Below are 23,217 nucleotides of genomic sequence, written 5' to 3'. Positions count from 1 at the left end.
GGGCAGGCGCAGCCCGATGCCAATTACCAGAGGATCGTCAGCAAGATCGGCAAGGCTCCCCCGCAGTACCCGGACATCGACGACGAGTGACGACGCACCGTGCCGCATCGAAAGGGTGGGTAATTACGTTTTCCCTTCGAACCAACGGTCGGAGGCCTACGGGCTTTCGCTGGTGGAAGCAGCGATGTGCGGCAAGCCGATGATTTCGTGCGAACTCGGCACCGGAACAAGCTACGTCAACAAGGCTGGCAAGACTGGGCTGGTCGTTCCGCCTTCGGACCCGACACGCCTTGCCGAAGCCATCAACCGGTTCGTCGATTCGCCGGTCGAAACGGCGAACTGGGGCCGAGCTGCGCGTGATCGGTACGTTCGTCTTTTCACCGCCGACAGAATGGGGAAGTCTTATGCCGAGCTCTATTGTCAGCTCGACAGCCGCCGACGCTGAAAGGCGGCCTTGCTTCTGCCGGTGATTCAGCGCCATCTCGGCATTGAGCTTTCGTTCGGCCCGTCCTATTTGGTCGCGCGCAGCGGGCACCTTCCACCTGCGGGGCGTCTGATAGCAGGCGCGTGCACATCCGCGTAAATGCTGTTTTTTCGGCGAATGGATTTCGGGCTGCCGTCTTGCTGTCAGCAACTAGGAATTTCGTGCCGACGAAACCGGATCGTCTTGGTCGGGGTGCAATTCGACCCGATGTAATACGACGCGTTCTTGAGCCGGATGACTTCTTGCGCCGTGCTCTCCAGCGCCACCAGGGCCGCCACGTCGTCTGTCACGCCATCTGCTGCCGGCGTCATCGCGAACGAATTTGTGGACGCGGCTGCGGCGCCCGTCGGCTCCGTTGCGCCGGTGATGCCTGTCAGCCCTGTGGCCCCGACAGGACCGGTTGCACCTGTCGCGCCGAGGCCAGTCGGACCGGTTATTCCCGCAGGCCCGGTCGGGCCGGTCGCCCCGTTCAACCCGGTAGGCCCGACGACACCCATTGCACCGACCGCACCGGTGATGCCTGTCGGGCCTGTTGCGCCGGTGATGCCAGTCGGTCCTGTCGCGCCTACGGGTCCAGTCGGCCCTGTGGGTCCATCATGATTGGACTGAAGGCGCCGGTAGTTCCTCCGCGGAGCCGGGGGGCAGCAAACGGTGATCGAAAGCATGCAAGTCATGTGACTGGACGGGCTTCGTTTTGCTTAGATCGAGTCGTGTCCTGTTCGTTGGGCTGAATACTCGTCGGCCAAGGTTTATGAAGGGGCGCTCTACGCAGCGCTCGGACAGCTCGGATAGTGGGATTGTTATTGCCGTCACTATTACTCCAAACAGCACCCCGAAGACGGCGTAATTTCTCGCTATCCAGTCCCAGCCCAACGTTGCGACGACGAGAGGCAAAAGCGCCGACAATACGACGGGATGAATCAGGTAAAGCCCATAGCTGATACGGCCCAACCTTGTGAGCATCGGATTGTGAAAAGCGTGGTGCTTCACCTGGCTTTGGAACAGAACCGTGACCGCGCAGAACGAAAGGGCCAACTCGGCTATTAGAGCTCTAATATCTGCAACGGGGAGCGAAAAACGGATGCCAATCATTGCGATCAGCGCAGCAAACACGATCCATCCAGGGAGTTTACCGGCCTCAGAGCCGGCCATCGCCGGAACTAGCATTCCCAGAGCAAACGATGGAAGGGCTACGTTCATTAGCCCTGGTGCAAAAGGAGCGCCGAGGAACAAGCGACTGGTAGCCCAAAACAGAAACAACACAGGAGCGATATTGCCCAATAAGCAGCGACCGAACGCGATCAACAAGATGAAGGGAACCATAAGCATCTCGGCTTGCAGGGTCCATGTAGCGCCATTGACATGGTTCGTTAGGAGCAGGCCGTTTTCAATCATCTGCCGCACGGTGAACGGTACTGAGGAATGGCTCGGCGGATACACCCAACTCAGGAATCCGAAGCCAGCGATCATTACGACCAGGGCAGGATAGATTCGTAGTATCCGACGTGCCGTGAACCTTACAGCGGTCCTGAGATTGAAAGTCTCTTCCCTCTCAAGCGAGGCCATCAGAACGGCACCACTTAGGATGAAAAAGAGGTTCACCGCCATCCCGCCTGCGAAAACAGAAAGCAAGGCTCTGCCGGCAATGTCGGCGCCAGATACCGACGACAAGGGTACGTTCAGCACTTGAGGCACGAGATGGGGGTTGGCTATATGGATGCAATGATGGAATACGACGCAGAGCGCTGCAATTCCGCGGAGGCTATCCAGCCTAAGATTGCGATTCGACATCGGTGATTCCTTGGGGACAGTCCGCCCGAATGCGCCTAGCTGCACCGGTTTTTCATAGGGCGTGCTGGCGTTCCTACGTACGTCCCTGGCGAAGTGATGTGGTCGACTACCGTTGCTCCAGCTCCGATGATTACGTCATCGCAGATTGACAATTTGTCGATGACCGTGGCGCCTGCCCCAACGAACACGTTCGAACCGATACGTCCACGTCCAGCAATCGTTGCGTTGACGGATACGTGAGAGAAGTCACCGACTTTGCACTCATGCTCAACAATTGCGCCGGTATTTATGATTACGCCGCGGCCGACCAGCGCCCCTGGCCCTACGTGGGCGTGATGGCATACGAGCGTCCCTTCGCCCATCTCAGCAAGGGCTCCGATAGTAGCGGTTGGCGAGATCAGCGTCGCGACGGGCAGGCGTCGCTCCTCCCACACAGCTCTGCGACCCAGATTGTCGCCGATCGCGGGGAAGATCCTCCAACCAGGCGCCAACTTTGCTGGCAAAACGGTGACAACGCGGAATCCAGCGAAAGCTTCATTCGGCTGGGCATTGGCATCAACAAAAATCAGATTTTTGACACCACCGCTCAAGGCTATGTCAGCGACACTACGCGCATGGCCCCCAAAACCCAGCACATAGATACCTTCCAACAGGAGCGTCACTTCGCCGCCACCTTCTGCCGCCCGGCCAGCTCGTCGAGAATACGGAGGTGCTCTTCGACGACATCAGCCCAAGATCGCTTTGCGAGCACATCGTCGTAGAATTTTCGCTGTTGCTGGTAGAGGCTCGTCCGGTTCTGAATGCCCCATTGTATCTTTTCGCCCAAGGCTCTCCAGTCATAGGGGTCGAAGAGCGATGCTTCCCTCAGTGTCCGATCTTTTATTATTTCTCGGGTCACTTCGATGTCGGCCATAATTGCCGGCGTGCCCACGGACAACGCTTCGGTAAATGTGAAGGGCATCCCGCCTTCTGAAAGGCTTGGATTCACTGCGAGATCCGCGAGCTTGTAGCAAGCCGCAAGCTCTGGCTCGGTCAACCCGTGAACGCATAGCACGTCCGATCGTAAGTTGTGCTGGTCCAGAAAAATCCTAACGCTCTCATACTGGCTGAACCCAGTTAGGATGAGCTTATGCCCGATCCCTTTCTTGCGGAGGAGCCATTCATAAGCACGTAGCAGCGTTATTACGTTCTTGGATGGTCGAAATTGACTAGCGTAGAAAAGGAACTGCACTTTCGAATTGCTGAAGGTACTCGCATACCCTGCGTGGCTAGCCTTTCTGATGGCGCCTAGCAGCAGCATCTCGGCATACGCGCGCCCAGTTGCGTCGTTGTCGGGAAAACCGGTGATCGTAATAGAGCGGCTCAAGTCATTCGGGGCGTGGGGTATCATCCGAATTGCACCGGGATCAATTCCAAACTTCTCAACAAGAATCCCACGCTTGATGTGCTCGCTGTACGTGACGAAATTCTCATTTCGACGAATAGTTGTTGCTACGGTCTGGTACGCATGCTGCATCGGAACGCCGCCGAGCCTCGCAAAGCCTACAGGAAATTCTGCGAGAACAACGTCAGGTACACAGGTTAGGACCGGTGCCTTCAACTCCGTAACTTTGGGCCAGAAAGCGGCTGGTGTGTACCAAGCGCTGATGTCACTCTGTCTATTCCCACTTTGGATCATCAAAGCGGTTTCCCGTTCCAGCATTCCTTCGTACAGCCTGAAACGCAGGCTGGAGGGCGACACCAGGCCGAGTGCAGCCACGCTTCGCCACAGTCTGCTTCGAGCCTGTCTGAACCAAGAGCTGATGGCGGTACGGATCCGCGTCACCAGGCGCATCCCAAGAACCATAGCGGTGATGGGAATTGCCAAGGACACGCAGTATGCAGCAAAGGCAATCAGGGCCGTGAGACTCCGCGTGCTTGCAATACGGCCTCTCAGCCATCCAGCGTGCGCAACCGCTATGGGATAAAGCCTGTCTCGAACCGCCTGAAAACGTTTGCGAGGCCGCTTAGTCTCTCTTCGCCGCTGCAGCAGTTGATAAATGCGATACAACAGTGGTGTCTGGTCAGGGCCGACAAGGCTGTAGGCATGGCGCGGAATCTCGGCTTCCATGCATAGCGTTATCAAGGCCTCTCGAGACCAGCTCGGGCAAAGGATTGCGAAATGAGCATCACCTCGGTCCGTAGCCGCCTTTAGAAACGAGGACAAATAGCGTCCTAGTCCCTCTGTTCGAAGATCAATGGAGGGCGCGTATGCTATGAAAATTCCGTACTGCTTCATAGGAATTCGCGTATAACGTGCCAATAGTGCGGAGCCAGGCGTCGGACGCTCTGATCGGCGAGTTGTTTCTCGGTCGCCAACGAACGCTGGCGCTCCGCCAAATTGACTTCCATCGCATGCAATTGGGCTGCCATATCTTCAGGATCTTCCTGGTCCATGAAACTCAGGCCGAGTTGGAATTGGCGGTCCATTTCGCGCATCGCGGGATAATCGCTTGAGAGAGATGGAACGCCGTAGTGGGCTGCCTCTATGATGCTAAACGTGCCGTTGTCTAGTTCAGTGGGATGCCAGAGAAACGCCGATGCAGAGAGCTCCCTCCGATAAGCTTCGTCCGACAGTTCACCCAGAAATTTAACCCGTTGCCGAAGAGCGCGGCTGGCTGCAACGACACGATTGAGCCCATCAAGGTGTGGTAGCTGGCTTTTGGTGATCTCGCTTGAGCCAAACCCCGTCACGTGACAACTCAGCGTGCCCTCGTAAACCTCATAGTAAATCTGCAGTGCAGCCAGTGCTCTGCGATGGTTCTTGTGCGCCGCCAAGTTGGTGGTCCACAGGAAATGGGTAGGTTCAGCCCCTTGGCCGTTTCGCGTGGCCGTGCCCTTTTCAGGTACTAGCATAGGCACCTTGGTAACACGGCGAGGATCGATGCCCGCATATTGAAGAGCGTCCTGTCGGGTGAACTCCGTCGTTACCAGGACGTGACTGGCCAATCGGTTGGCCAGCAGAATCTGCTCCTCAACATGCGAGACCTTATAGTGACGCTGCAGATAATCGAAGACGGCCAGGATCGCCGGCCGCATTGGCAAGAGCGGCAACGACAATCTATCGGAGATCACGATCCACAGATCACAATCACCAAGCTGCTTTATTCCATCGTCTACTGCCAAATATTTTTCGTAGACAGGTTCCCAATCAGCGTGACCGTCAAACATCATTGCTGTTTTCGCCTCTGCCTTGTCCAAGACATTCCAATTGAACGTTCTGGTGGTCACGGAGGATGGCAAATCAGACCAATCCTTTGGTGAGTATGCAGAAGGTAGATCAAGATGCAGCAATACGACTTCTGCACCTTCTCCGGCTTGCTCCGCGCCCTCGGAGATCGCCTCTGCGAGCAACTTTGCAGCACGCAACGTCCCTCCGCGGTAGACGATAGGGAGGATAATCGCTATCCGCTTTTTCCGCGAGGGTAGACCAATTTGCCCCGATTTGTTGGCCTGCAAGCGTTCAACAACATGTGTCAGATTTTTCCGCCATGCGCTCTCGAGCCTATCCGGCCTCATAGCGTCGAGCAGCACCTTCTGGCTCTTCCGAATATCGTCGGCAAGGCGGGTGTCACCCTGCAACAGCCTGTGAATCTTGGACTTTGCCTCGGCTACTGTTCGAGCTCTGCCGGGCAGGCTGATTCCTCCAAGCTCATCGAGCATACCATCTGCCATGAAGACCAACGGCATGCCGGCACGTACCGCCTCGAACGGGTGATAGTGGATATGACGAGGCTCGCGGGAATGGTAGTACATCACGCGCATCTCCCGCATGTGCCGTTCGTGCAATTCTTTCGGGACAAAGCCCAGCACATTCGGGTCCCCGACAGCTATCGGCTGGCTTCCGCCGATCGCATAAGGCAAACCGGCAAAATCGCGCTTAAATTCGTCGAAGATTGCTCGGTAGTAGGGGTTGAACCCGATGTCGGGACAAACAAAGAAGACCCGGCGATCACTACCCGTCCATCCCTCCTGTAGATCGGCCGAGGACAGACCCAGAGGGAGGTAGACAGTTCGCCTGCGAAGGAAATCATCCTCTACTGCATGCAAATCTTTGTAGGCTTCCCCGAACCAAAAACGATCACCCATCCTTTCAACGGTTTTCAGTCCATGGGTGAAATGCTTGCGAATTGTCGAATAACTATTCGTTCGCTCAAGCCCATAGGCCCGCCATATGGCCGCCCCCTGAAAGTGAGCGGAAATGCTCCCCAACGCCTCTGCGGTGTGAACAATGAAAAAGAGCAATGAAAAATGGCGGTTGGCTACCGCCCAGGCCTCGCGCCCCGGATCGCCATACCAATCTGCAGCGTTAAGAACAGCCAGATCACTGGGAGGTATGGTCAAGTTTCGATCTTCAGAAAAGTCGAGCGACGCACTACGGAAGCTCGGATCAACGGGATAGATTTTCGGGAGAAAGATTTCGTTGAAGCCGCATGCCTTGAGCATTGGAATCTCGAAGCGACGAGCCGCGCTATGGTTCAATAGCCACATGACCCTAGGCATTCTCACAGTATCTGAGTGCGCGCCGGAAACAGGAGCCAAGCTAGGTGAAATGTCGGGGGACTCGATCAATTCCGGAGCACCTTGCGATACCGCTCTTCGAATAACCTGCAGCCGAAGTCATAGAGTTCAAAGTCGTTCGAGTTTAAGCTGCGAAGGCGGGCCTGCGCTGCCGGTGAAAGATTCGTAGACTTTTCCCCCGACCTGTTTTCGCGCGTCGGAGCGACAGCGTAGGGCAGGGCGTTTTTGAAAGTAGCCCGGAATAGGCTGATGGAGTCCTCAAAACGTTCGACGATACCAAAAAAACGGAAGACAGTTTCGAGATTGCGTTTTGCACTGTCCAGCATGCCAGGCTTGTCCGGAGCGTCCGCCAGATATCTGGTCTGCACGTCTCTGATATGCCCTTCAATGTAGAGATTCGGCGACATGATAAACTCTTCGAGCGTCGCCGTTTGCGAGAAACGGAGCGCTTCGATCTGATAGGGCTCCATAACATTCAGCCAAGCTTCCGTTAGATTGCTGGGATTCGACCATGACTTCCATTGGGAAATCGCCCTTGCCAGCGGGTGGCGTAGGAATGTGATGAAAGTGAACCGTCTGCCAGTTGCCTTGAGCAGAAAATAGTCATAATGACCCCAATATAGTTGATACTGGCTTCGATCGTCCTTTGTAACAGTCATGTCGCCCATAAATGGTGGCGCCACCTTCGACTGATCGGCAATATTCTCTATGAGATACTCAACAAAGGCCGTCCCTGCCGTCTTAGGTATATGCACGAAGGCGATCGGATTATTTAAATTCCGCAAATCTTCTACTGCGGGTCGCTTCAGCGAACTCAGAAAAAACTTCATTTGGAAAATTTTTCTTCATAGAATTCTATTGCTCGCTCGATTGGCGCATCCAGGACGATATGGCCGTCGGCTAAGACAAGCCCCCGCTGGCATAATTGCCGAAGCGTCGTCAGATCGTGACTCGCGAGAATCATAATTTCTGACTGCTCGACGAGATTCATGATGCGCGCTCGGGCTTTCCCCATGAACCGAGCATCACCAGCTCCCACCACTTCGTCCAGAAGCAGAATATCGCCTCCGACCGACGTCGAGATCGCGAACGCCAAGCGAACCTGCATTCCCACGGAATATGTCTTGAGCGGGTAGTCAATGAACTCCCCTAGATCGGCGAACTCGACTATCTCAGCTTCCATGGACCGCATAGCCCTGGGCGAGAGCCCAAGCAACAAACCGCGATAAAGGATATTTTCACGGCCCGTAGCATCCGGTTCGAATCCCAGGCTCAGATCGAGCATTGACCTGATTGTGCCGCGGACATCTCTGCTGCCAGATGAAATTGGATAGAGTCCGGCGACCATCTTGAGGAAAGAGCTTTTGCCGGCCCCGTTGTGGCCAAGCAACCCGATCCGCTCTCCCTGCTTCACATGGACAGTGATATCTTTGAGTGCATGGATGTCCGTGAGATCTCGTTTGGTCCGAGATTGGCTAAACCAAGTGGCGAACAAGGACTTAAGGGACCTCTCCCTGAAGGCCACCGATGCATAATGCAGATTGACGTTTCGGAGACGAATTGCGTTTGTCATAGGTAGAAGATCACTCGCTTCTCGGAAGCCCGTCCAACTAGAACGGCGATCACTCCGAGTATGACAATCGTCCCAAGCGACCAGGCGTAGTTCGCCAATGTCGGCCACTCCCCGTGCAAGAGCGGGGCACGAGCTATTTGGAGCAGGTGATAGATCGGGTTGTAGTCGACGAGCACATGCAGATCCCCATTCCGAAACGTTGCCGCTTCAAAGTAGATTGGCGACACAAACCACATCGCTTGCATGATGAGGCCTAGCGCGTGGGGCAAATCGCGGAAGCGTACTGCGATGTAAGCCGTGATCGTCGCTCCGGGCCAAGCGACAAGACCAAGAATCGGAAAGGCCGTAAGTGCTGCAAACCAACACCAGCCAAAATTCTGGGGCATGACTAGGAGCACCCACAAAATCAAAGCGAGGCTCGCCGTGACCAGAATGATGAGTCCGGTTAAGGCGTTGCGTAGTGTATAGATGGCGAGAGGGTGTCGGGTCTGCTTGATGTAGGCATCAGCCTGCACGAAAGCCAGTGAGCCCCCAATCACCGAGCCAGCCACATACTCCCACATAATCATCCCTGACAGGATGTAGGGGGCGTACTCCGTAATTCGCATGCCGAAAATTCGACTGAAAACCAGGGACAATAACAACGTCAGCCCAAGAGGCTGCAGTATGGACCAGAACAGACCGAAGAAGGAGCGACGCCACCGCGAACGCAGATCCGACATCGAAAGATGCCACCAAAAATAGCGGGCGGCCCAGATACCTGATAGGTAATTCACATTCCATCCCTCGGCCCGCGCCCCGCATAGATTCTCGAAGGAAACTATCTCCAAAACGAGCGGATCGCAGCGCAAATCCTATTGATTTGCCCTTGGCCCAAACCGGGATAACTTGGCAGGTTGATACCACGGGCACTCAAACCAGCGGCAACCGGGAACTCCCCCTCTCCTCGACAATGGGGCAATGTGTGGGTCGGCGGAAAGAATGGGCGGGTCTCTATTTCTTGATCCGCGAGGTGCGCCCTTAGCGGATCACGGTCTTGGCAACGATCGACAATCACTGAGCACATCCAGTGAGAGTGGGTAACGCTGCCCACAGGGTCATGTGTGCGCAAAGGTAGACCAGCCAATCCGACACGATAGGCTTCTGCCACTTGGGCCTTCAGAGCAAGTATCTCGGATGCCACTTCGAGTTGCGCCAATCCGATCGCCGCCTGAATATTCGTCATGCGATAATTGTAGGCTAGGATGTCGTGCCAATATTCGCGAGTGGATGAAACCCCTTGGTTCTTGAGTCTGCGGCATCGCCTCATAATCTCCGGATCGCGCGTCACCACCATGCCGCCCTCACCAGTTGTGATCGTTTTATTCCCGAAAAAGCTATAGGTCGCCGCGTCACCGAAATTCCCGACATGCTGACCGTTCCATTGTGATCCGAAAGCTTCCGCGCAGTCCTCGATCAACAGGAGATCATGCCTTCGACAAATAGCGACGATCGAAGCCATATCACAAGGGTGTCCATATAGATGGACAGCCATAATGGCCTTAGTCCGGGGGTTGACAGCCTGCTCGGTCGCCAGAGGATCCATCTGCAGAGTATCTGCAAGTGAATCCACAAAGACTGGCTTTGCTCCGGTCTGCAGGATTGTGTTCACGGTGGCCACGTAAGTCAAAGTAGGGACTATCACCTCGTCGCCCGACCCTATTCCCAACGCCTCCAGCGCCAGGTGAAGCGCGACAGTACCATTTGCAACGCTTGTGGCCTCATTCGCCCCAACGAATTCCGCGAAACCGGTTTCGAACTTTGGAACGAATTCGCCGCGCGATGAAATCCAGCCAGAATCCAAGCAATCGTTGACATACCTTGATACATTTCCCACCAAGTAAGGCTGGTAAACCGGCGTACGCCCTATCTTCGCTTCGTCGAATATTTCCGGCAATACCGCGCTTTTCATCAAATAAAAGCCCCCGCATAGTTCGATTCTTATTGTAGCGCTGCAACGCAAGACACTCAACCACCCGCAGGAGAAACTGCCCATTTTTTGCACAGGGCGGCCCAAGCTGCTGTCCTTTGCTCTGAAGGGCTCAGGGATTGGGGGCGGGTAATGCCATTGATCGAGAATGACGAGTCCTGCAAGGCCCTGCCGCTGTTCTCGGAACTCGCCGCGCCAAGCGACCGGGCCATGTCAAACAAAGCCACCGACGGCGACGCGGAGCTCAGCGCCTCCTTGATCGCGTGATTGAACGTCGTGCCGCTGCCAACGTGCTCCCGGCGACCTGTGGCGTCGAGCAATTCCGGCATCGACACCGACGCCTGCTTGTTCGGCAGTTCGCGCAGCACGGCGTCGAGCGCAGCCGAGCGCGTGTCGTTGCCGGCAACGACCTGGTGAAACTTGATGCCGGCGCGCTCCTGATTGGCGCCCTGCGTCTCCGTTCTTGCCTTGGTGTGGCGGTCGGCGAGGTTCTGACGCACCAGGGCGCTCGTGGTCGCCGGATCTTCGGCCACTAGCCGTCGCGTCGCTTCTCCGGCCTCGCCAGCGGGCCGGCAAGCAGGTTCGCCGGCAGGATGGCGTTGCCGGCGGCCGTGGTGTCGCCAGCGGCGGCCACGCGGCCAACCGGGCCTTGCTCGATCGGACTGAGCACAATGCGTACGAAGCGCTTCTTGCTCGGCGAGAGCTTGGGCGTACTCTGGCGAGGCCGTGCTGGCGACGCTACGGGCGTCAGCTGCGGCGACCTTGCTCGTGCCGGCGAGCTCGGGGCGTAGAGCGGATGGCTCTTCGTCGCGAGCGATTCGCCGCGGGCGTTCAAATCCTTCGTCACCGCGTCGATCACCTTGACTGTGTTTGGTGGTAGCGGTTGTGGCACGACACGGCCAGCCGAACCGACGGGCGAAGTCGTATGGTCTGGCGCAAGTTCCGGGTTTGCCCGAAGCCGTTCGACACCGGCCGCGTACCGCGGGTCGGCGGCGATCTGCGCGAACTGCGAGTCGGGAACCGTTTGTCTTTCGGCGGCCTCGTAGAGCGGGCGCACCTGTGCGTTGATGTCTTGGCGGGTCTTGTTGATCACGTTGGCTTCCGCAGCACTCGGCCCCAATGTGGACGGCTGCGGATGCTGCGGGGCGATCTCGCCGAGCACGCCGCCAACAGCCCTGTTGATGCTGCCCTGGGGCAAGGATGCTCCTATCTTCTGATTAGGGTTTCCTGTGTTCCAGAGGGGACATCATCCTGGAGGTTTCGACATGCCCGCCACCGCCGCAAAGATTCGCGAATCTCCGTATGGTCGCGACAGGTACTTTCAGGTGAGGACTGGGGATGCACCACGGAGCTTGACTACCGTTTCCGCAATGTGGGCGGCGAGGAATTCTTCAGCTTCAACGCGAACATCTTTGCAAAAGCCAGTTGCTGTTCACTTTCCGTTGTCTTCGACAAGCCATCCCGCCGCGCTCCGGAGCGACCCGTCGGGTTTGCGGCTTTTGTCCCGCCAGGCAAGGCGGGTTCCTTTGCTTGGGCGCGACATAGTCTTCTCATTTCCTCGATCGCGGCCTATGTCGTATATTCCTTGTTGGCGATGATATCTGTGGTAAGGCGACCCCGATCTCGCTCTTTCCTAAGTCCTTTGACACCCATCGTTCCATCCGGAAGGGGGGCGTCGATGTCGTAGTCGGAAAACTTGGCGCGATATCTCTCTCGCGGCTCATGATGACCTCGCCATATAGTCTGATTCAGTGATGATCTTGATCTTGCATAGGCGACCCGACGCTGTCGATCGAGAGACTTTTTTCAGCTCACAGCAATCGCTTTTGGCCCTAGTCCGACACCTGACTAATAACTTGTCGGTGGTTACTTCAAAAAAGCACGCATAAGCCATATTGTCCTTTTAATTTCAATACGATAGCCATACTCTCCGTAAAAAGCCGTACCCCGGTTTAACACTCTTTAATTCACGTAAAATTCGGTGGAAAAAAGCCGGCGGGACCTCCGCCGGCTAGCTATCATTTCGGTAGGCGTCGAGGCTGTAGATGTCAGGGCCGCTTCGGCAGCAGCGACCAGGCGGCAGGCACCAGGCTGGCGGCCAGCGCCACCTTGATCAGGTCGCCGACGATGAAGGGCACGACACCGAACTGCCACGACTTTTCCGGGCCGATCAGCATGGCCAGCCAGGCAAAGCCCATCGCCATCATGACGATTTCAGCGACCAGCATCGCATTGAAGAGCTTGACCGGATGGCGGTCCCAGCCGCGGTCGGCGGCCCAACCGACGATCGCCGCCATGACCACGAAGCCGGCGAGATAGCCGCCTGTGGAGCCCAGCATATAGGCGATGCCGATGCCCTTTTCCGGCGTTCCCTGGAAGACCGGGAAGCCCATGGCGCCCTCGGCCATGTAGAGGAGCAGCGTTGCGACGCCGAGACGCAGGCCGAAGGCCGCGGCGATCAGGAGGACGGCGAGCGTCTGCAGCGAGATATCTACGGGCCCGAGCACAACCTTCGTCTTGGCCGACAGGGTCAGGAGCAGCGTGCCGGCAATTGCCAGCAAAAGCTGGGTCGCCAGACGTGCCGCCCCCTCTTCAGGCAAAGCCAGAGAAACAAGCGGACGCATCGTCGTTGCAATTGCCATGATCTTCCCCGTTCCGGACAGCCACTAACGTGCGGCCTCGCATTTTCCTATATTGGCTTCCGTGTTATGCGGCAATCGGTTTTGCCGCCTCGGAACAGAGCTCCCCGCCCCTGATGGCCCTCAAATTCGACACCAGCTTCGATCCTGCCTACGGCCAGGCCGTAACCGTCGCGCCAGACGTCCAACGCATCACCGCCCGAAACCCGAGCCCGTTCACCTTTCACGGAACCAACAGCTACCTCGTCGGGCGGGACACGCTGGCGGTCATCGATCCCGGACCGGACGAGGATGCGCATCTCGAGACATTGCTCGAAGCCATCGGGCAGCGACCGGTCAGCCACATCTTCGTCAGCCACACACATCGCGACCATTCACCGCTCGCGGCCCGGCTGAAAGCGCGCACCGACGCGATCGTGCTGGCGGAGGGGCCGCATCGCCCGGCGCGGCCGCTGCGCATCGGCGAGGTCAACCCGCTCGACGCCAGCGCAGACATGGCTTTCGCCCCGGACGTCGCGCTCCAAGACGATACGCTGGTCCACGGCGACGGCTGGGCGATCAGAACGGTGCTGACGCCGGGCCATGCCGCCAATCACGCGGCCTTTGCGCTGGAAGGAAGCGGCGTTTTGTTTTCGGCCGATCACGTGATGGCCTGGGCAACTTCGATCGTGGCCCCGCCGGACGGCGCCATGGCCGACTATATGGCCTCGCTCGACCGGCTGATCGAGCGCGGCGACCGTCTGCTTTTGCCGGGTCACGGCGGTCCGGTGACGGCGCCACTCAGTTTCATGCGCGGCCTGAAGACCCACCGCAAGATGCGCGAACGGGCGATCCTGGAACGCATCCGGGGCGGCGACAGGACGATCAAGGAGATGGTTGCGGCAATCTATCGCGAGACCGACCCGCGCCTGCATGGCGCCGCTGGCCTGTCGGTGCTTGCGCATCTGGAGGACCTGGTGGCCCGCGGCCTTGTCGCCACCGAGGGCGATCCAGCCATCGACGGCGTTTTCAGGCCGGCCGGCTAAGCCTCATTCGGCCGGCGCCGCGCCCACCTGGCCGGCCACTTCCTGATCGAGCTCGCCCAGGAATTCCACGATGCGGGCGGCATTGTCGCCTAGGTCGTATTGGCCGTAGCGCGAGGCGGACCGCATGTCGACGACGACGGTGTCGCCATCGTCGGCCACACGGATCGCGACATCCGCTGGAAGGCCAAGCACGAAGCTTTTGGCGAGCGCATTGATCGTCACTTCGCTTTGCCCATCGGTTTCAGGATATGGCGCCTGAAGTTGCCAGTCGCGCCGGTCGAGCACGGTCTCGACTGCATCGACGACGGTTTCGAAGGGCAAATTGTAGCTGCGACTGGTGACTAAAGGATAGGCATCGCCTTGCAGGCTTTGCTCGCCTGGCGTCGGCATCGCTAGCACGTTCATATCCTTGGTGCGGTCAGACGTGTCGATCGCCGGCGGATCGTCGAAATCGGTCGAGATGTCGCTCAGCGGCGGCGAAATCGTCGCCCAGTAGGCGGCGGCGCCGTAGGGGGCGAGCACCAGAAGCGCCAGCAGGGCGCCGACGGAGAGATCGCGTCCACCGCGGTCGCCGAAATTCCACAGCCTGGAGAAGGCAAATCCGGCGAACAAAAGGGCAAAGGCGGCGAGCAGCGCGACGATCGCCAATACCCAGAGGAATACTGGTGTTTCGACGAGATCGAATCGGTGGCCGGCAAGCACGGTGAGCAGCAGGACCAGCGAAAAAGCCGCTGTCCCGCGCGACCATCCTGCCGCTCGCGACGTCTGTCGTTCAGGAATACTAACCATTCTAAGCCGCACCACCCCAAACCCGAACCGAGACTTAGAGCAGGATGAATTGGAATTGTCACCCTGCTCTAAGTCTTTGTTTTACCGCATGATCTTTTCCGAAAAGTCTGCAACTTTTCGGGATCAAGCGCCAGAGCGTTTTGGCTCAGGCTTGAAGCCGAAAGACGCAGCATGCCCATCAATCCGTCGGCAGGCGATAGTCCTTGAACTGCTCGCGCAAGGTGATCTTCTGGATCTTGCCGGTGGCGGTGTGCGGAATTTCGCCAACGAAGGCGACGTCGTCGGGCATCCACCATTTGGCCACCTTGCCATTCATGAAATCGAGGATGTCGGTCTTGCTCGGCTCCTTGCCGGGCTTCCGCACGACGACGAGCAAGGGCCGCTCGCCCCATTTGGAATGGGCAACGCCGATGGCCGCCGCCTCGGCGACATCGGGATGGCCAACCGCAAGGTTCTCGAGATCGATGGTCGAGATCCATTCGCCGCCCGATTTGATGACGTCCTTGGCGCGATCGGTGATCTGCATGTAGCCGCCCGGATCGATATGGGCGACATCGCCGGTGTCGAACCAGCCTTCGGCGTCGAACTGCTCGGCGCCGACGCCGCCATAATAGGCGCGGGCGATGGCCGGCCCGCGCACCTTCAGCCGCCCAAAAGTCTTGCCGTCCCAGGGCAGCGGCTTGTCGTCGTCGTCCGTCACCTTCATCTCGACGCCGAAGGGCGGGTAGCCCTGCTTGCCCTGGATATCGAGCCGCGCCTCGCCTTTCAGCCCTTCATAGTCGGGCTTCATGGTGCACAGCGTGCCGAGCGGCGACATCTCGGTCATGCCCCAGGCATGGATGACCTGGACATCGTAGTTGTCCTGGAATTTTTTGGTGATTGCGCGCGGGCAGGACGAGCCGCCGATGACGACCTTGCCCAGATGGGGAAGTTTCTTGCCGGTCTCCTCCAGATATTGCAGCAGCATCATCCACACGGTCGGCACGGCGGCGCTGAAGGTCACCTTCTCGGTATCGAGCAGTTCGTAGATCGACGCGCCGTCCATCTTGCAGCCGGGCATCACCAGCTTGGCGCCGATCATCGGCGCGCTTTGGCCAAGGCCCCAGGCATTGGCATGGAACATCGGCACCACCGGCAAGATGGTGTCGCGGGCCGATATGCCCATCGCGTCGGGCATGGCGGCGATCATAGCGTGCAGCAAGTTCGAGCGATGACTGTAGAGCACGCCCTTGGGATCGCCCGTCGTGCCCGAGGTGTAGCACATGCCGGCGGCGGTGTTTTCGTCGAAGGTCCTCCAGGCGAAGTCGCCGTCCGTCTCGGCCAGCCATTCCTCGTAGGCAACGGCGTTGGGCAGCGCCGTCTCAGGCATATGCGCGCTGTCGGTCAGCACGATCACCCGCTTCAGCGATTTGACCGACCCGGCGATCTTCTCGAGCAGCGGCACGAATGTCAGGTCGACGAAGATCGCCTTGTCCTCGGCATTGTTTATGATCCAGGCGATCTGCTCGGGAAACAGGCGCGGATTGAGCGTGTGATAGATCGCGCCGATCCCCATTATGCCGTACCAGGCCTCGATGTGGCGCGCCGTGTTCCAGGCCAGCGTCGCGATGCGATCGCCAAGCGCGAAACCGTCACGCTCAAGCCGTTGCGCCACCTTCAGGGCGCGGCGGTGAACATCGGCGTAGGTGGTGCGCACGATCGGCCCCTCGATCGAGCGCGACACGATCTCGCGCCCGCCATGCTGACGTTCGGCATTGTCGATCAGCTTATGGCAAAGCAGCGGCCATTCCTGCATCAGTCCGAGCATGTCTGTTCCTCCCCTGCGCTTTTCACGTCTACGCTTTTGCCCCATTGTGGGACGAACCGACGGATTGTCCAGCCATCCCGGTGCATTGGCCGAAATGACAAGGAAAACCGCCACAATCCGGCCATCGTCGGCGTTAAGCTCTGTTAATGGGCAGGGGTGCGATTGGCGGATGGAAGAGGTTCGCATGGACGCGCAGCTCGACGATAAGGCACTTGAAAACACACTTGCCGAAAGTCTGGCCGATTTGGTGCCGGACGCCAAAACCGTCTCCGAAGATGAATTCGTCGAAGTCGTCGGCGGCGCCCTCGAGGCGGTCGGCGGTACGCTGCTGTTCAAGATGTGCGTTCAGAACGAAGGCGAAGGCCAGCATGTCGCTGCGGCATGCGTCGGCGACGGCGGCAACCGCCAGTTCCTGTTGCTGACGCTGCCGACGGTCGGCGGCGCGCTGAAGGTCGAGACGGCGTCGAGAAGCACCAATCCGGTGGCCGGCATCGCTGCCGCCTATGCCGGGCTGATGGATGTGTTCAAGACCGCAGCCTGAAATTTCTCGGAACAAACCTGTATGACGGGGACCAAGGCATGGCTTGGTCGGGGTGCTGCGTGTCGTCCTTGAATGGTGACCTTGCGAAGCGCGGTCATCCGACACACCTAGTGCAGGACGTTCTCACCCCAGACAAGGAGACCCCGTCTTGGACCAGATTGCCAACCCTGCACCGGGCTTTCAGCGCAACCCCGGCAAGGTCATCACCGTCGAGCCCTTTCACGGTACCGTCGTCGTGCGCGCCGGCGATACGATCATTGCCAGCTCGACGAATGCGAAGCTCCTGTCGGAACCGCCGTATCCCGCTGTTCTCTACATTCCGTTCGATGACATCGATTTCAGCCAGCTAGGCAAGACCGAACTATCGACGCATTGCCCCTACAAGGGCGACGCCAGCTATTGGAGCGCCTTGCCGGCCGGCGCGACAGGCAAGGATGCGATGTGGGCCTATGAGCGACCCTTCGACGAGATGGCGGAAATCCGCAATCACGGCGCCTTTTATCCCAGCAAAGTCACGATCGAAGCCACCCCCGACTGAGCGTTCGGAGCGAACTCAACCAGGATGCGGACTCAGGGTCAGGCCGATCCGATCAGTCGGTGGTGCCGTCGTTGCCGACGCCGTCGGTCTCATCGAGGCGCACGAAGGTCAGGCCCTTTTGCTTGAGCGCCATCAGGCCCTGCACGACGCCTTCGCCGGCGGCATGGGTGGGCTGGTTGATGTGGGCGATGATGACGTCGCCGTCCTTGGCCGCCGCAATACGCCGGGCGGTTTCCTTGGCACCCAGCAACGAGCCGCCGTCGCCGTTTACAGAGAAGCCGGCGATCTTGAAGCCGAGCTTGCGGATCATGGCGATGGCGGTCGGGCTGTATTCGGCGGTCGCGCCGCGAAACCATTTCGGCGCTGGCTCACCGGTGCGGATGAGTGCCGCGGCGCCCGATTCGACTTCGGCCAGCACGGCGTCGGGGCTGCCGGCGCTGCGGATGCCATAGATCTTTTGCGGCGTGTCGACAGCCGGAATATGCCGGCCGCCATGATTTTCCAGCTCGAACAAATCGGGATGCGCCCGCATGATCTCGACCGCCGCTTCATTGCGCTTCAGCCAGATGCCGGTGACGAAAATCGTCGCCGGGATTCTGTTGTCGACCAGCGCCGAGAGGATCCTGGTGTCGGTCTGGCCGCCGCAGGCGTCGAGCGTCAGCGCCACGCGGCCGCTGCCAGCGTGCGGCGTGAGGTGCAGCGTCGGCTCGACAAGCGGTGCGGCGTAACCTGCCGACACGGCGCAGACCGAGATCGCAATCGCGCAAAGATATTTTCCGAGTAGGCGCATGATTGATTTCCGGACCGGTATGTCGAAGCGGGTCACCGCGGGAGCCGGGCCAAGAAGACCCGCATCAAGGCGAAATCGGGACGGCGCGCACGCGAAAAGCGCCCGACGCGACAATTTGCCTGGCGTGTGACTTTTCAGCGAGTGGCGCGATCCACGGGCGGCGGTTGCATGGCAGTTTCGGTCTGCGCCAGGATTTCGCGCACGGCCTCGATGACAGGCTCGACCTCCAGGCGCCAGACGCAGCAGGACTTGCTTGGGTCCGGCCAACGGCACAGATCGGGCGCCACGCATTCGCACGGCATGGAAGGCTGGAGGGATATGCTCGGCACGCCGACCGCTGCCCAGCGGGTTGGCCTGGTCAGGCCGAAAAGGCCGACAACAGGAGTTCCCGCCGCAGCGGCCATATGCATCGGGCCGCTCTCGTTGCCGAGGAACAGCCGCGCCTCCTTCAGCAACGCCAGCAGCGTTTCGAGCGACAGGGCGCCGACAAAGTTGGCGAGGGCCGAGGCGGTCCCGGCTACAATCTGTTCAGCCAACTTGCGTTCGTCCTGACCGCCGACAAGCACGAAGGCCAGCCCGGTTTCGCGCGAGATTTCGTTGACCACGGCGGCAAAGCGTTCCGGCTGCCATCGCCGGCCTCGGAAGCTTGCTCCGGCATGCACCGCGACAAACGCGTTTCGCCTGAGCCCGTGCTTTTCCAGCAAATCCTGGGCGCGAGCCGTTTCCAGCGGCAGCGGCTTGATGGAAGGCGTTCTCACGCGCAGATCGATCCCAAGCGCCTCAAGCGGCGAAAGGTAGCGGTAGAGATAGTGTCTTTCACCATAGCCGAATCGCGGGACCCGAACATTGGCCGGATTACGCTCGTACCAGCGCAAGGGTCTGTCAGTCGGGTGGTAGCCCACCCTGGTCCTGGCGTTGACGAGCCTGACGACGAGCCGCGAGGTTTTCGAATCGCTCAGGTCGATCGTCATGTCGAAGCGGTGCTGGCGCAGCCTGCGCACCACCGAATAGAACTCGCGCCCGCGCTGCAGCGGTGAACCGCGCATGCGCGCGCGGCTGAAGGTGACGACATCGGCTGCGATGCCGTGGGCGGTGAGGAAACTCGCGAAGCGCGCCTCGCAGCAGAACACGATCCTGACGCCCGGATATTCGAGCTGCAGGTTTTTCGCCAGCGTGGAGGCGAGGACGAGATCGCCGATGAATTTCATCTGCAGGATCAGGATCGAACGGAAGGGAGCGTGGGAAAACTGCAACATCTGTTTCGGGCACCGGGGGATTGGGCTTGCGAGACTGGGCGAAAACGATGTCGAGATTGGGGACCGTCACGCGCAACTTCGCGTGACTTTGCTCACAAAATCGTAAGCTGGCAACCGCGCAGCCGGAGCCAATCGACAGTCATCGATCGGTCGTCCATGGCAATCGCGGCCATCAGGCGCGCGGCGTCGACGCCTTTGCAACCAGCACCGCTGCCTGCGCGGCGGCCAGCCTGGCGATTGGCACGCGGTAGGGCGAGCACGAGACATAGTCGAGGCCAACCTCTTCGCAAAAGCGGATCGAGGCGGGATCGCCGCCATGCTCGCCGCAAATGCCGAGCTTGATCTCGGGCCTGGTCGCCCTGCCCTTTTCGGCCGCCATGCGCACAAGTTCGCCGACGCCGTCTATGTCGAGCGACACGAACGGATCCTGCTCGATGATGCCTTTCTGGCGATAGGTCTCCAGGAACGAGGCGGCGTCGTCACGCGAGATGCCGAAGGTGGTCTGGGTCAGGTCGTTTGTGCCGAAGGAGAAGAATTCGGCCGCCTCGGCGATGACATGGGCGCGGATCGCGGCGCGCGGCAGTTCGATCATCGTGCCGGTGAGATAGTCGATCTTGATGCCGGTCTCTTCCATGACACTCTTGGCGACGGCATCGATCCTCGCCTTGACGTAGTCCAGTTCCTTCACCAGGCTAACCAGCGGCACCATGATTTCGGGAACCACCAGCGCGCCAGCCTTCTGGCCCGCCTCTACGGCGGCCTCGAAGATGGCGCGCGCCTGCATTTCGGCGATCTCGGGGTAGGAGACGGCCAAGCGGCAACCGCGATGGCCGAGCATCGGATTGAACTCGTGCAGGGCTTCGGTGCGCTGCCTGAGCTTTTCCGGCGACACGTTCATAGCGGCGGCGACCTCAGCCACTTCGCCTTCCGTCTTGGGCAGGAATTCGTGCAGCGGCGGATCGAGCAGGCGGATGGTCACCGGCAGGCCGGCCATGATCTCGAACAGTTCGAGGAAATCCGAGCGCTGCATCGGCAGCAGCTTGGCAAGTGCCGCACGCCGGTCCTTCTCGGTGTCGGCCAGGATCATCTCGCGCATGGCGACGATGCGGTCGCCGTCGAAGAACATATGCTCGGTGCGGCAGAGACCGATGCCTTCGGCGCCGAAGGAGCGCGCCATGCGCGCATCGAGCGGGGTTTCGGCGTTCGTGCGAACCTTCATGCGGCGCGCGGCGTCGGCCCATTCCATGATGGCGGCGAAATCGCCGGACAATTCGGGCTGCAGCATTGGCACCGCGCCCTTCAGCACCTGGCCGTTGCCGCCGTCGATGGTGATGATGTCGCCCTTGCGGAGGGTCTGTCCCATCGCCATCAGCGTGCCGGCCTTGTAGTCGACGCGCAGCGAGCCGGCGCCCGATACGCAAGGCTTGCCCATGCCGCGCGCCACCACGGCGGCATGGCTGGTCATGCCACCGCGCGTGGTCAGGATGCCTTCCGCGGCGTGCATGCCGTGGATGTCCTCGGGGCTGGTCTCGATGCGCACCAGGATTGCCTTGCGGCCTTGCGCCTTGGCGTCCTCGGCATCGCCTGAGGAAAAGACGATCTCGCCGGTGGCGGCGCCCGGCGAAGCAGGCAGGCCAATGCCGATCACGTCACGCGCGGCCTTCGGATCGATGGTCGGATGCAGGAGCTGGTCGAGCGAGGCGGGATCGATGCGGGCGACCGCCTCCTCCTTGGTGATCAAGCCATCCTTGGCCATCTCGACGGCGATCTTCAGCGCTGCCTTGGCGGTGCGCTTGCCAGACCGGGTCTGCAACATCCACAATTTGCCGCGCTCGATGGTGAATTCGAGATCCTGCATGTCGCGGTAGTGCTTTTCCAGGCTGTCGGAGATGGTGACGAAGGACTGGAAGGCGTCCGGCATCAGCTTTTGCAGCGACGGCTTGTCGGAGCCGGCAGCAATGCGGGCAGCTTCGGTGATGTTCTGCGGCGTGCGGATGCCGGCGACGACGTCCTCGCCCTGCGCATTGACCAGGAATTCGCCGTAGAGCTGCTTTTCGCCGGTCGAAGGGTTGCGGGTGAAGGCGACGCCGGTGGCCGAGGTATCGCCCATATTGCCGAACACCATGGCCTGGACGTTGACCGCCGTGCCCCAGCTTTCGGGAATGTCGTGCAGGCGCCGGTAGGTGATGGCGCGGTTGTTCATCCAGCTCGAAAACACCGCGCCGATTGCGCCCCAGAGCTGCTCGTGCGGGTCCTGCGGAAACGGCTTGCCGAGCTCCTCCTCCACCTTGGCCTTGTAGAGCGCGATGACGCCCTGCCATTCCAGCGCCGTCAGTTCGGTATCGAGCTCGTGGCCGAGGCTCGCCTTCTGGTCTTCGAGGATCTCCTCGAACACATCATGGTCGAGGCCCATGACGACGTCGGAATACATCTGGATGAAGCGGCGGTAGCTGTCATAGGCGAAGCGCGCATCGCCGGAATCGGCGGCCAGCGCCTCGACCGTCTCGTCGTTGAGGCCGAGATTGAGCACGGTGTCCATCATGCCGGGCATGGAGGCGCGGGCGCCTGAACGCACCGACACAAGCAGCAGTTTCGACGGGTCGCCGAAACGGCGCTCGGTCAGCCGGCCGATGTGGTCGAGCGCCACCGTGACATTTGGTTCCAGCTCAGCCGGATAGGTACGACCGTTGGCGTAATAGGCGTTGCAGACCTCTGTGGTGATGGTGAAGCCAGGCGGCACGGGCAGGCCGAGGCTGCACATCTCCGCCAGGTTGGCGCCCTTGCCGCCCAGAAGGTTGCGATCGCCGGCACGGCCTTCCGCGGCACCATCGCCGAAGGTGTAAACCCATTTGGTCATGCTCGCCCTCCAGGTCTTGGAGATGGAAAGATTGGCGAAGCACCGACTAGGCCCGGTCTCCGCAGCGTCCGGACCGAGCGATATGATGCTGCACTGCGAAAGGCAAGGCGTCGGCAAAGCGACCGGCCTCTACAATCGATTAAGAAAAACCCCTACAACCGATTAAGCAAAGGCTGCGTCAAAAAGACTTGCGATACCGGTACTGGCAGAATAGAACATAACGAGAACTATGTATGGAGTGGCGTCATGAAACTGACCGGAAAACTCGACTATCTGGAAATGCCGGCGACCGGAGGCACGCTGGACAGTGTGAAGGCCTTCTACAGCGCCGCCCTTTCCTGGTCGTTCACCGACTACGGACCGACCTATTCGGCCTTTTCCGAAGGACTCGACGGCGGTTTTCAGGCCGATGCCGGCGAAGCGCCAGCCAAGCCGCTGCCCGTGCTTTACTCCGAAAACCTGGAAGAAACGCTGGATGCGATCGAAACTGCAGGCGGCACCATCGTCAAGCCGATCTTCCCGTTCCCGGGCGGCAGACGGTTCCATTTCACCGATCCGGCCGGAAATGAAATGGCAATCTGGGGCGAGTAGCACCATT

At 59.5% G+C, this 23,217-nt stretch carries 21 protein-coding genes; 5 read left to right on the top strand and 16 right to left on the bottom strand.

Annotation, left to right across the window (positions count from 1 at the left end; all coding sequences use genetic code 11):
- The first annotated feature begins 16 nt into the window (after positions 1–16).
- On the top strand, positions 17–445 hold the full coding sequence (locus D3227_RS11995; RefSeq protein ID WP_245451734.1) for a glycosyltransferase: 429 nt from the start codon (positions 17–19) through the stop codon (positions 443–445).
- A 633-nt stretch (positions 446–1,078) separates the two neighbouring features.
- Here the strand turns inward: D3227_RS11995 and D3227_RS11985 are convergent.
- From D3227_RS11985 to D3227_RS11935, 11 genes are all read right to left on the bottom strand, one after another.
- A complete protein-coding gene (locus D3227_RS11985; protein ID WP_120014298.1) occupies positions 1,079–2,275 on the bottom strand; it encodes an acyltransferase family protein in 1,197 nt (398 codons plus the stop codon).
- 35 nt (positions 2,276–2,310) lie between these two features.
- Entirely contained in the window at positions 2,311–2,937 is a 627-nt protein-coding gene (locus D3227_RS11980; RefSeq protein ID WP_208646362.1) for an acetyltransferase, read from the bottom strand.
- Complete coding sequence (locus D3227_RS11975; protein WP_167480672.1) at positions 2,934–4,385, bottom strand: glycosyltransferase; 1,452 nt, start codon at positions 4,383–4,385, stop codon at positions 2,934–2,936. The genes D3227_RS11980 and D3227_RS11975 overlap by 4 nt, the downstream gene beginning before the upstream one ends.
- A gap of 164 nt (positions 4,386–4,549) precedes the next feature.
- Positions 4,550–6,805 carry a glycosyltransferase gene (locus D3227_RS11970; protein WP_245451731.1) on the bottom strand — a complete coding sequence of 752 codons (2,256 nt, stop codon included), beginning with the start codon at positions 6,803–6,805 and terminating at the stop codon, positions 4,550–4,552.
- 77 nt (positions 6,806–6,882) lie between these two features.
- Positions 6,883–7,665 (bottom strand): sulfotransferase family 2 domain-containing protein, encoded by a 783-nt coding sequence (locus D3227_RS11965; RefSeq protein ID WP_120014295.1) that lies wholly within the window; start codon positions 7,663–7,665, stop codon positions 6,883–6,885.
- Positions 7,662–8,408 carry an ABC transporter ATP-binding protein gene (locus D3227_RS11960; protein WP_120014294.1) on the bottom strand — a complete coding sequence of 249 codons (747 nt, stop codon included), beginning with the start codon at positions 8,406–8,408 and terminating at the stop codon, positions 7,662–7,664. Before D3227_RS11960 ends, D3227_RS11965 begins: the two co-directional genes overlap by 4 nt.
- The gene (locus tag D3227_RS11955; protein WP_120014336.1) at positions 8,405–9,130 is read right to left on the bottom strand and encodes an ABC transporter permease; all 726 of its coding nucleotides are present in this window, start codon (positions 9,128–9,130) and stop codon (positions 8,405–8,407) included. The genes D3227_RS11960 and D3227_RS11955 overlap by 4 nt, the downstream gene beginning before the upstream one ends.
- Before the next feature lie 98 nt (positions 9,131–9,228).
- Positions 9,229–10,359 carry a DegT/DnrJ/EryC1/StrS family aminotransferase gene (locus tag D3227_RS11950; RefSeq protein WP_120014293.1) on the bottom strand — a complete coding sequence of 377 codons (1,131 nt, stop codon included), beginning with the start codon at positions 10,357–10,359 and terminating at the stop codon, positions 9,229–9,231.
- A gap of 56 nt (positions 10,360–10,415) precedes the next feature.
- Positions 10,416–10,910 carry a hypothetical protein gene (locus D3227_RS11945; RefSeq protein WP_120014292.1) on the bottom strand — a complete coding sequence of 165 codons (495 nt, stop codon included), beginning with the start codon at positions 10,908–10,910 and terminating at the stop codon, positions 10,416–10,418.
- Positions 10,910–11,575, bottom strand: coding sequence for a hypothetical protein (locus D3227_RS11940; protein ID WP_147377594.1), 666 nt, complete (start codon positions 11,573–11,575; stop codon positions 10,910–10,912). Before D3227_RS11940 ends, D3227_RS11945 begins: the two co-directional genes overlap by 1 nt.
- Positions 11,576–12,425: 850 nt before the next feature.
- Positions 12,426–13,019 (bottom strand): biotin transporter BioY, encoded by a 594-nt coding sequence (locus tag D3227_RS11935; protein WP_120014290.1) that lies wholly within the window; start codon positions 13,017–13,019, stop codon positions 12,426–12,428.
- Positions 13,020–13,132: 113 nt separating this feature from the next.
- Here D3227_RS11935 and D3227_RS11930 point away from each other — a divergent pair, with 113 nt between their 5' ends.
- Complete coding sequence (locus D3227_RS11930; RefSeq protein ID WP_120014289.1) at positions 13,133–14,041, top strand: MBL fold metallo-hydrolase; 909 nt, start codon at positions 13,133–13,135, stop codon at positions 14,039–14,041.
- 3 nt (positions 14,042–14,044) lie between these two features.
- Here the strand turns inward: D3227_RS11930 and D3227_RS11925 are convergent, their stop codons facing one another.
- Entirely contained in the window at positions 14,045–14,830 is a 786-nt protein-coding gene (locus tag D3227_RS11925; protein ID WP_120014288.1) for a DUF1499 domain-containing protein, read from the bottom strand.
- A 178-nt stretch (positions 14,831–15,008) separates the two neighbouring features.
- Complete coding sequence (locus D3227_RS11920) at positions 15,009–16,637, bottom strand: fatty-acid--CoA ligase (RefSeq protein ID WP_120014287.1); 1,629 nt, start codon at positions 16,635–16,637, stop codon at positions 15,009–15,011.
- Positions 16,638–16,821: 184 nt separating this feature from the next.
- Between D3227_RS11920 and D3227_RS11915 the strand changes: the two genes are divergently transcribed.
- Together D3227_RS11915 and D3227_RS11910 are read left to right on the top strand one after the other, a co-directional pair.
- A complete protein-coding gene (locus tag D3227_RS11915) occupies positions 16,822–17,178 on the top strand; it encodes a hypothetical protein (protein WP_120014335.1) in 357 nt (118 codons plus the stop codon).
- A gap of 148 nt (positions 17,179–17,326) precedes the next feature.
- Positions 17,327–17,716, top strand: coding sequence for a DUF427 domain-containing protein (locus D3227_RS11910; protein ID WP_120014286.1), 390 nt, complete (start codon positions 17,327–17,329; stop codon positions 17,714–17,716).
- A 52-nt stretch (positions 17,717–17,768) separates the two neighbouring features.
- Here the strand turns inward: D3227_RS11910 and D3227_RS11905 are convergent, their stop codons facing one another.
- From D3227_RS11905 to ppdK, 3 genes are all read right to left on the bottom strand, one after another.
- Positions 17,769–18,506 (bottom strand): polysaccharide deacetylase family protein, encoded by a 738-nt coding sequence (locus tag D3227_RS11905; protein WP_120014285.1) that lies wholly within the window; start codon positions 18,504–18,506, stop codon positions 17,769–17,771.
- Positions 18,507–18,640: 134 nt separating this feature from the next.
- Positions 18,641–19,762: a glycosyltransferase family 9 protein gene (locus D3227_RS11900; protein WP_120014284.1), complete on the bottom strand. Its 1,122-nt coding sequence runs from the start codon at positions 19,760–19,762 to the stop codon at positions 18,641–18,643.
- 172 nt (positions 19,763–19,934) lie between these two features.
- On the bottom strand, positions 19,935–22,619 hold the full coding sequence (gene ppdK, locus D3227_RS11895; RefSeq protein ID WP_120014283.1) for a pyruvate, phosphate dikinase: 2,685 nt from the start codon (positions 22,617–22,619) through the stop codon (positions 19,935–19,937).
- A gap of 246 nt (positions 22,620–22,865) precedes the next feature.
- On the opposite strand from ppdK, the gene D3227_RS11890 reads away from it, so the two are divergent.
- The gene (locus D3227_RS11890; RefSeq protein WP_120014282.1) at positions 22,866–23,210 is read left to right on the top strand and encodes a VOC family protein; all 345 of its coding nucleotides are present in this window, start codon (positions 22,866–22,868) and stop codon (positions 23,208–23,210) included.
- Positions 23,211–23,217 lie beyond the last annotated feature (7 nt).

This window comes from Mesorhizobium waimense, from assembly GCF_003601975.1.
Taxonomy (GTDB): Bacteria; Pseudomonadota; Alphaproteobacteria; order Rhizobiales; family Rhizobiaceae; genus Mesorhizobium; species Mesorhizobium waimense.
This window is presented reverse-complemented; position numbering and strand designations above follow the sequence as displayed.

What these genes read in the sequence shown, in the direction of transcription:
- D3227_RS11995 (WP_245451734.1), top strand. Translation starts at nt 17, where the DNA reads ATGCCAATTACCAGAGGATCGTCAGCAAGATCGGCAAGGCTCCCCCGC.
- D3227_RS11985 (WP_120014298.1), bottom strand. Translation starts at nt 2,275, where the DNA reads ATGTCGAATCGCAATCTTAGGCTGGATAGCCTCCGCGGAATTGCAGCG.
- D3227_RS11975 (WP_167480672.1), bottom strand. Translation starts at nt 4,385, where the DNA reads ATGGAAGCCGAGATTCCGCGCCATGCCTACAGCCTTGTCGGCCCTGAC.
- D3227_RS11970 (WP_245451731.1), bottom strand. Translation starts at nt 6,805, where the DNA reads ATGTGGCTATTGAACCATAGCGCGGCTCGTCGCTTCGAGATTCCAATG.
- D3227_RS11965 (WP_120014295.1), bottom strand. Translation starts at nt 7,665, where the DNA reads ATGAAGTTTTTTCTGAGTTCGCTGAAGCGACCCGCAGTAGAAGATTTG.
- D3227_RS11960 (WP_120014294.1), bottom strand. Translation starts at nt 8,408, where the DNA reads ATGACAAACGCAATTCGTCTCCGAAACGTCAATCTGCATTATGCATCG.
- D3227_RS11955 (WP_120014336.1), bottom strand. Translation starts at nt 9,130, where the DNA reads ATGTCGGATCTGCGTTCGCGGTGGCGTCGCTCCTTCTTCGGTCTGTTC.
- D3227_RS11950 (WP_120014293.1), bottom strand. Translation starts at nt 10,359, where the DNA reads ATGAAAAGCGCGGTATTGCCGGAAATATTCGACGAAGCGAAGATAGGG.
- D3227_RS11935 (WP_120014290.1), bottom strand. Translation starts at nt 13,019, where the DNA reads ATGGCAATTGCAACGACGATGCGTCCGCTTGTTTCTCTGGCTTTGCCT.
- D3227_RS11930 (WP_120014289.1), top strand. Translation starts at nt 13,133, where the DNA reads ATGGCCCTCAAATTCGACACCAGCTTCGATCCTGCCTACGGCCAGGCC.
- D3227_RS11925 (WP_120014288.1), bottom strand. Translation starts at nt 14,830, where the DNA reads ATGGTTAGTATTCCTGAACGACAGACGTCGCGAGCGGCAGGATGGTCG.
- D3227_RS11920 (WP_120014287.1), bottom strand. Translation starts at nt 16,637, where the DNA reads ATGCTCGGACTGATGCAGGAATGGCCGCTGCTTTGCCATAAGCTGATC.
- D3227_RS11915 (WP_120014335.1), top strand. Translation starts at nt 16,822, where the DNA reads ATGGACGCGCAGCTCGACGATAAGGCACTTGAAAACACACTTGCCGAA.
- D3227_RS11905 (WP_120014285.1), bottom strand. Translation starts at nt 18,506, where the DNA reads ATGCGCCTACTCGGAAAATATCTTTGCGCGATTGCGATCTCGGTCTGC.
- D3227_RS11900 (WP_120014284.1), bottom strand. Translation starts at nt 19,762, where the DNA reads ATGTTGCAGTTTTCCCACGCTCCCTTCCGTTCGATCCTGATCCTGCAG.
- ppdK (WP_120014283.1), bottom strand. Translation starts at nt 22,619, where the DNA reads ATGACCAAATGGGTTTACACCTTCGGCGATGGTGCCGCGGAAGGCCGT.
- D3227_RS11890 (WP_120014282.1), top strand. Translation starts at nt 22,866, where the DNA reads ATGAAACTGACCGGAAAACTCGACTATCTGGAAATGCCGGCGACCGGA.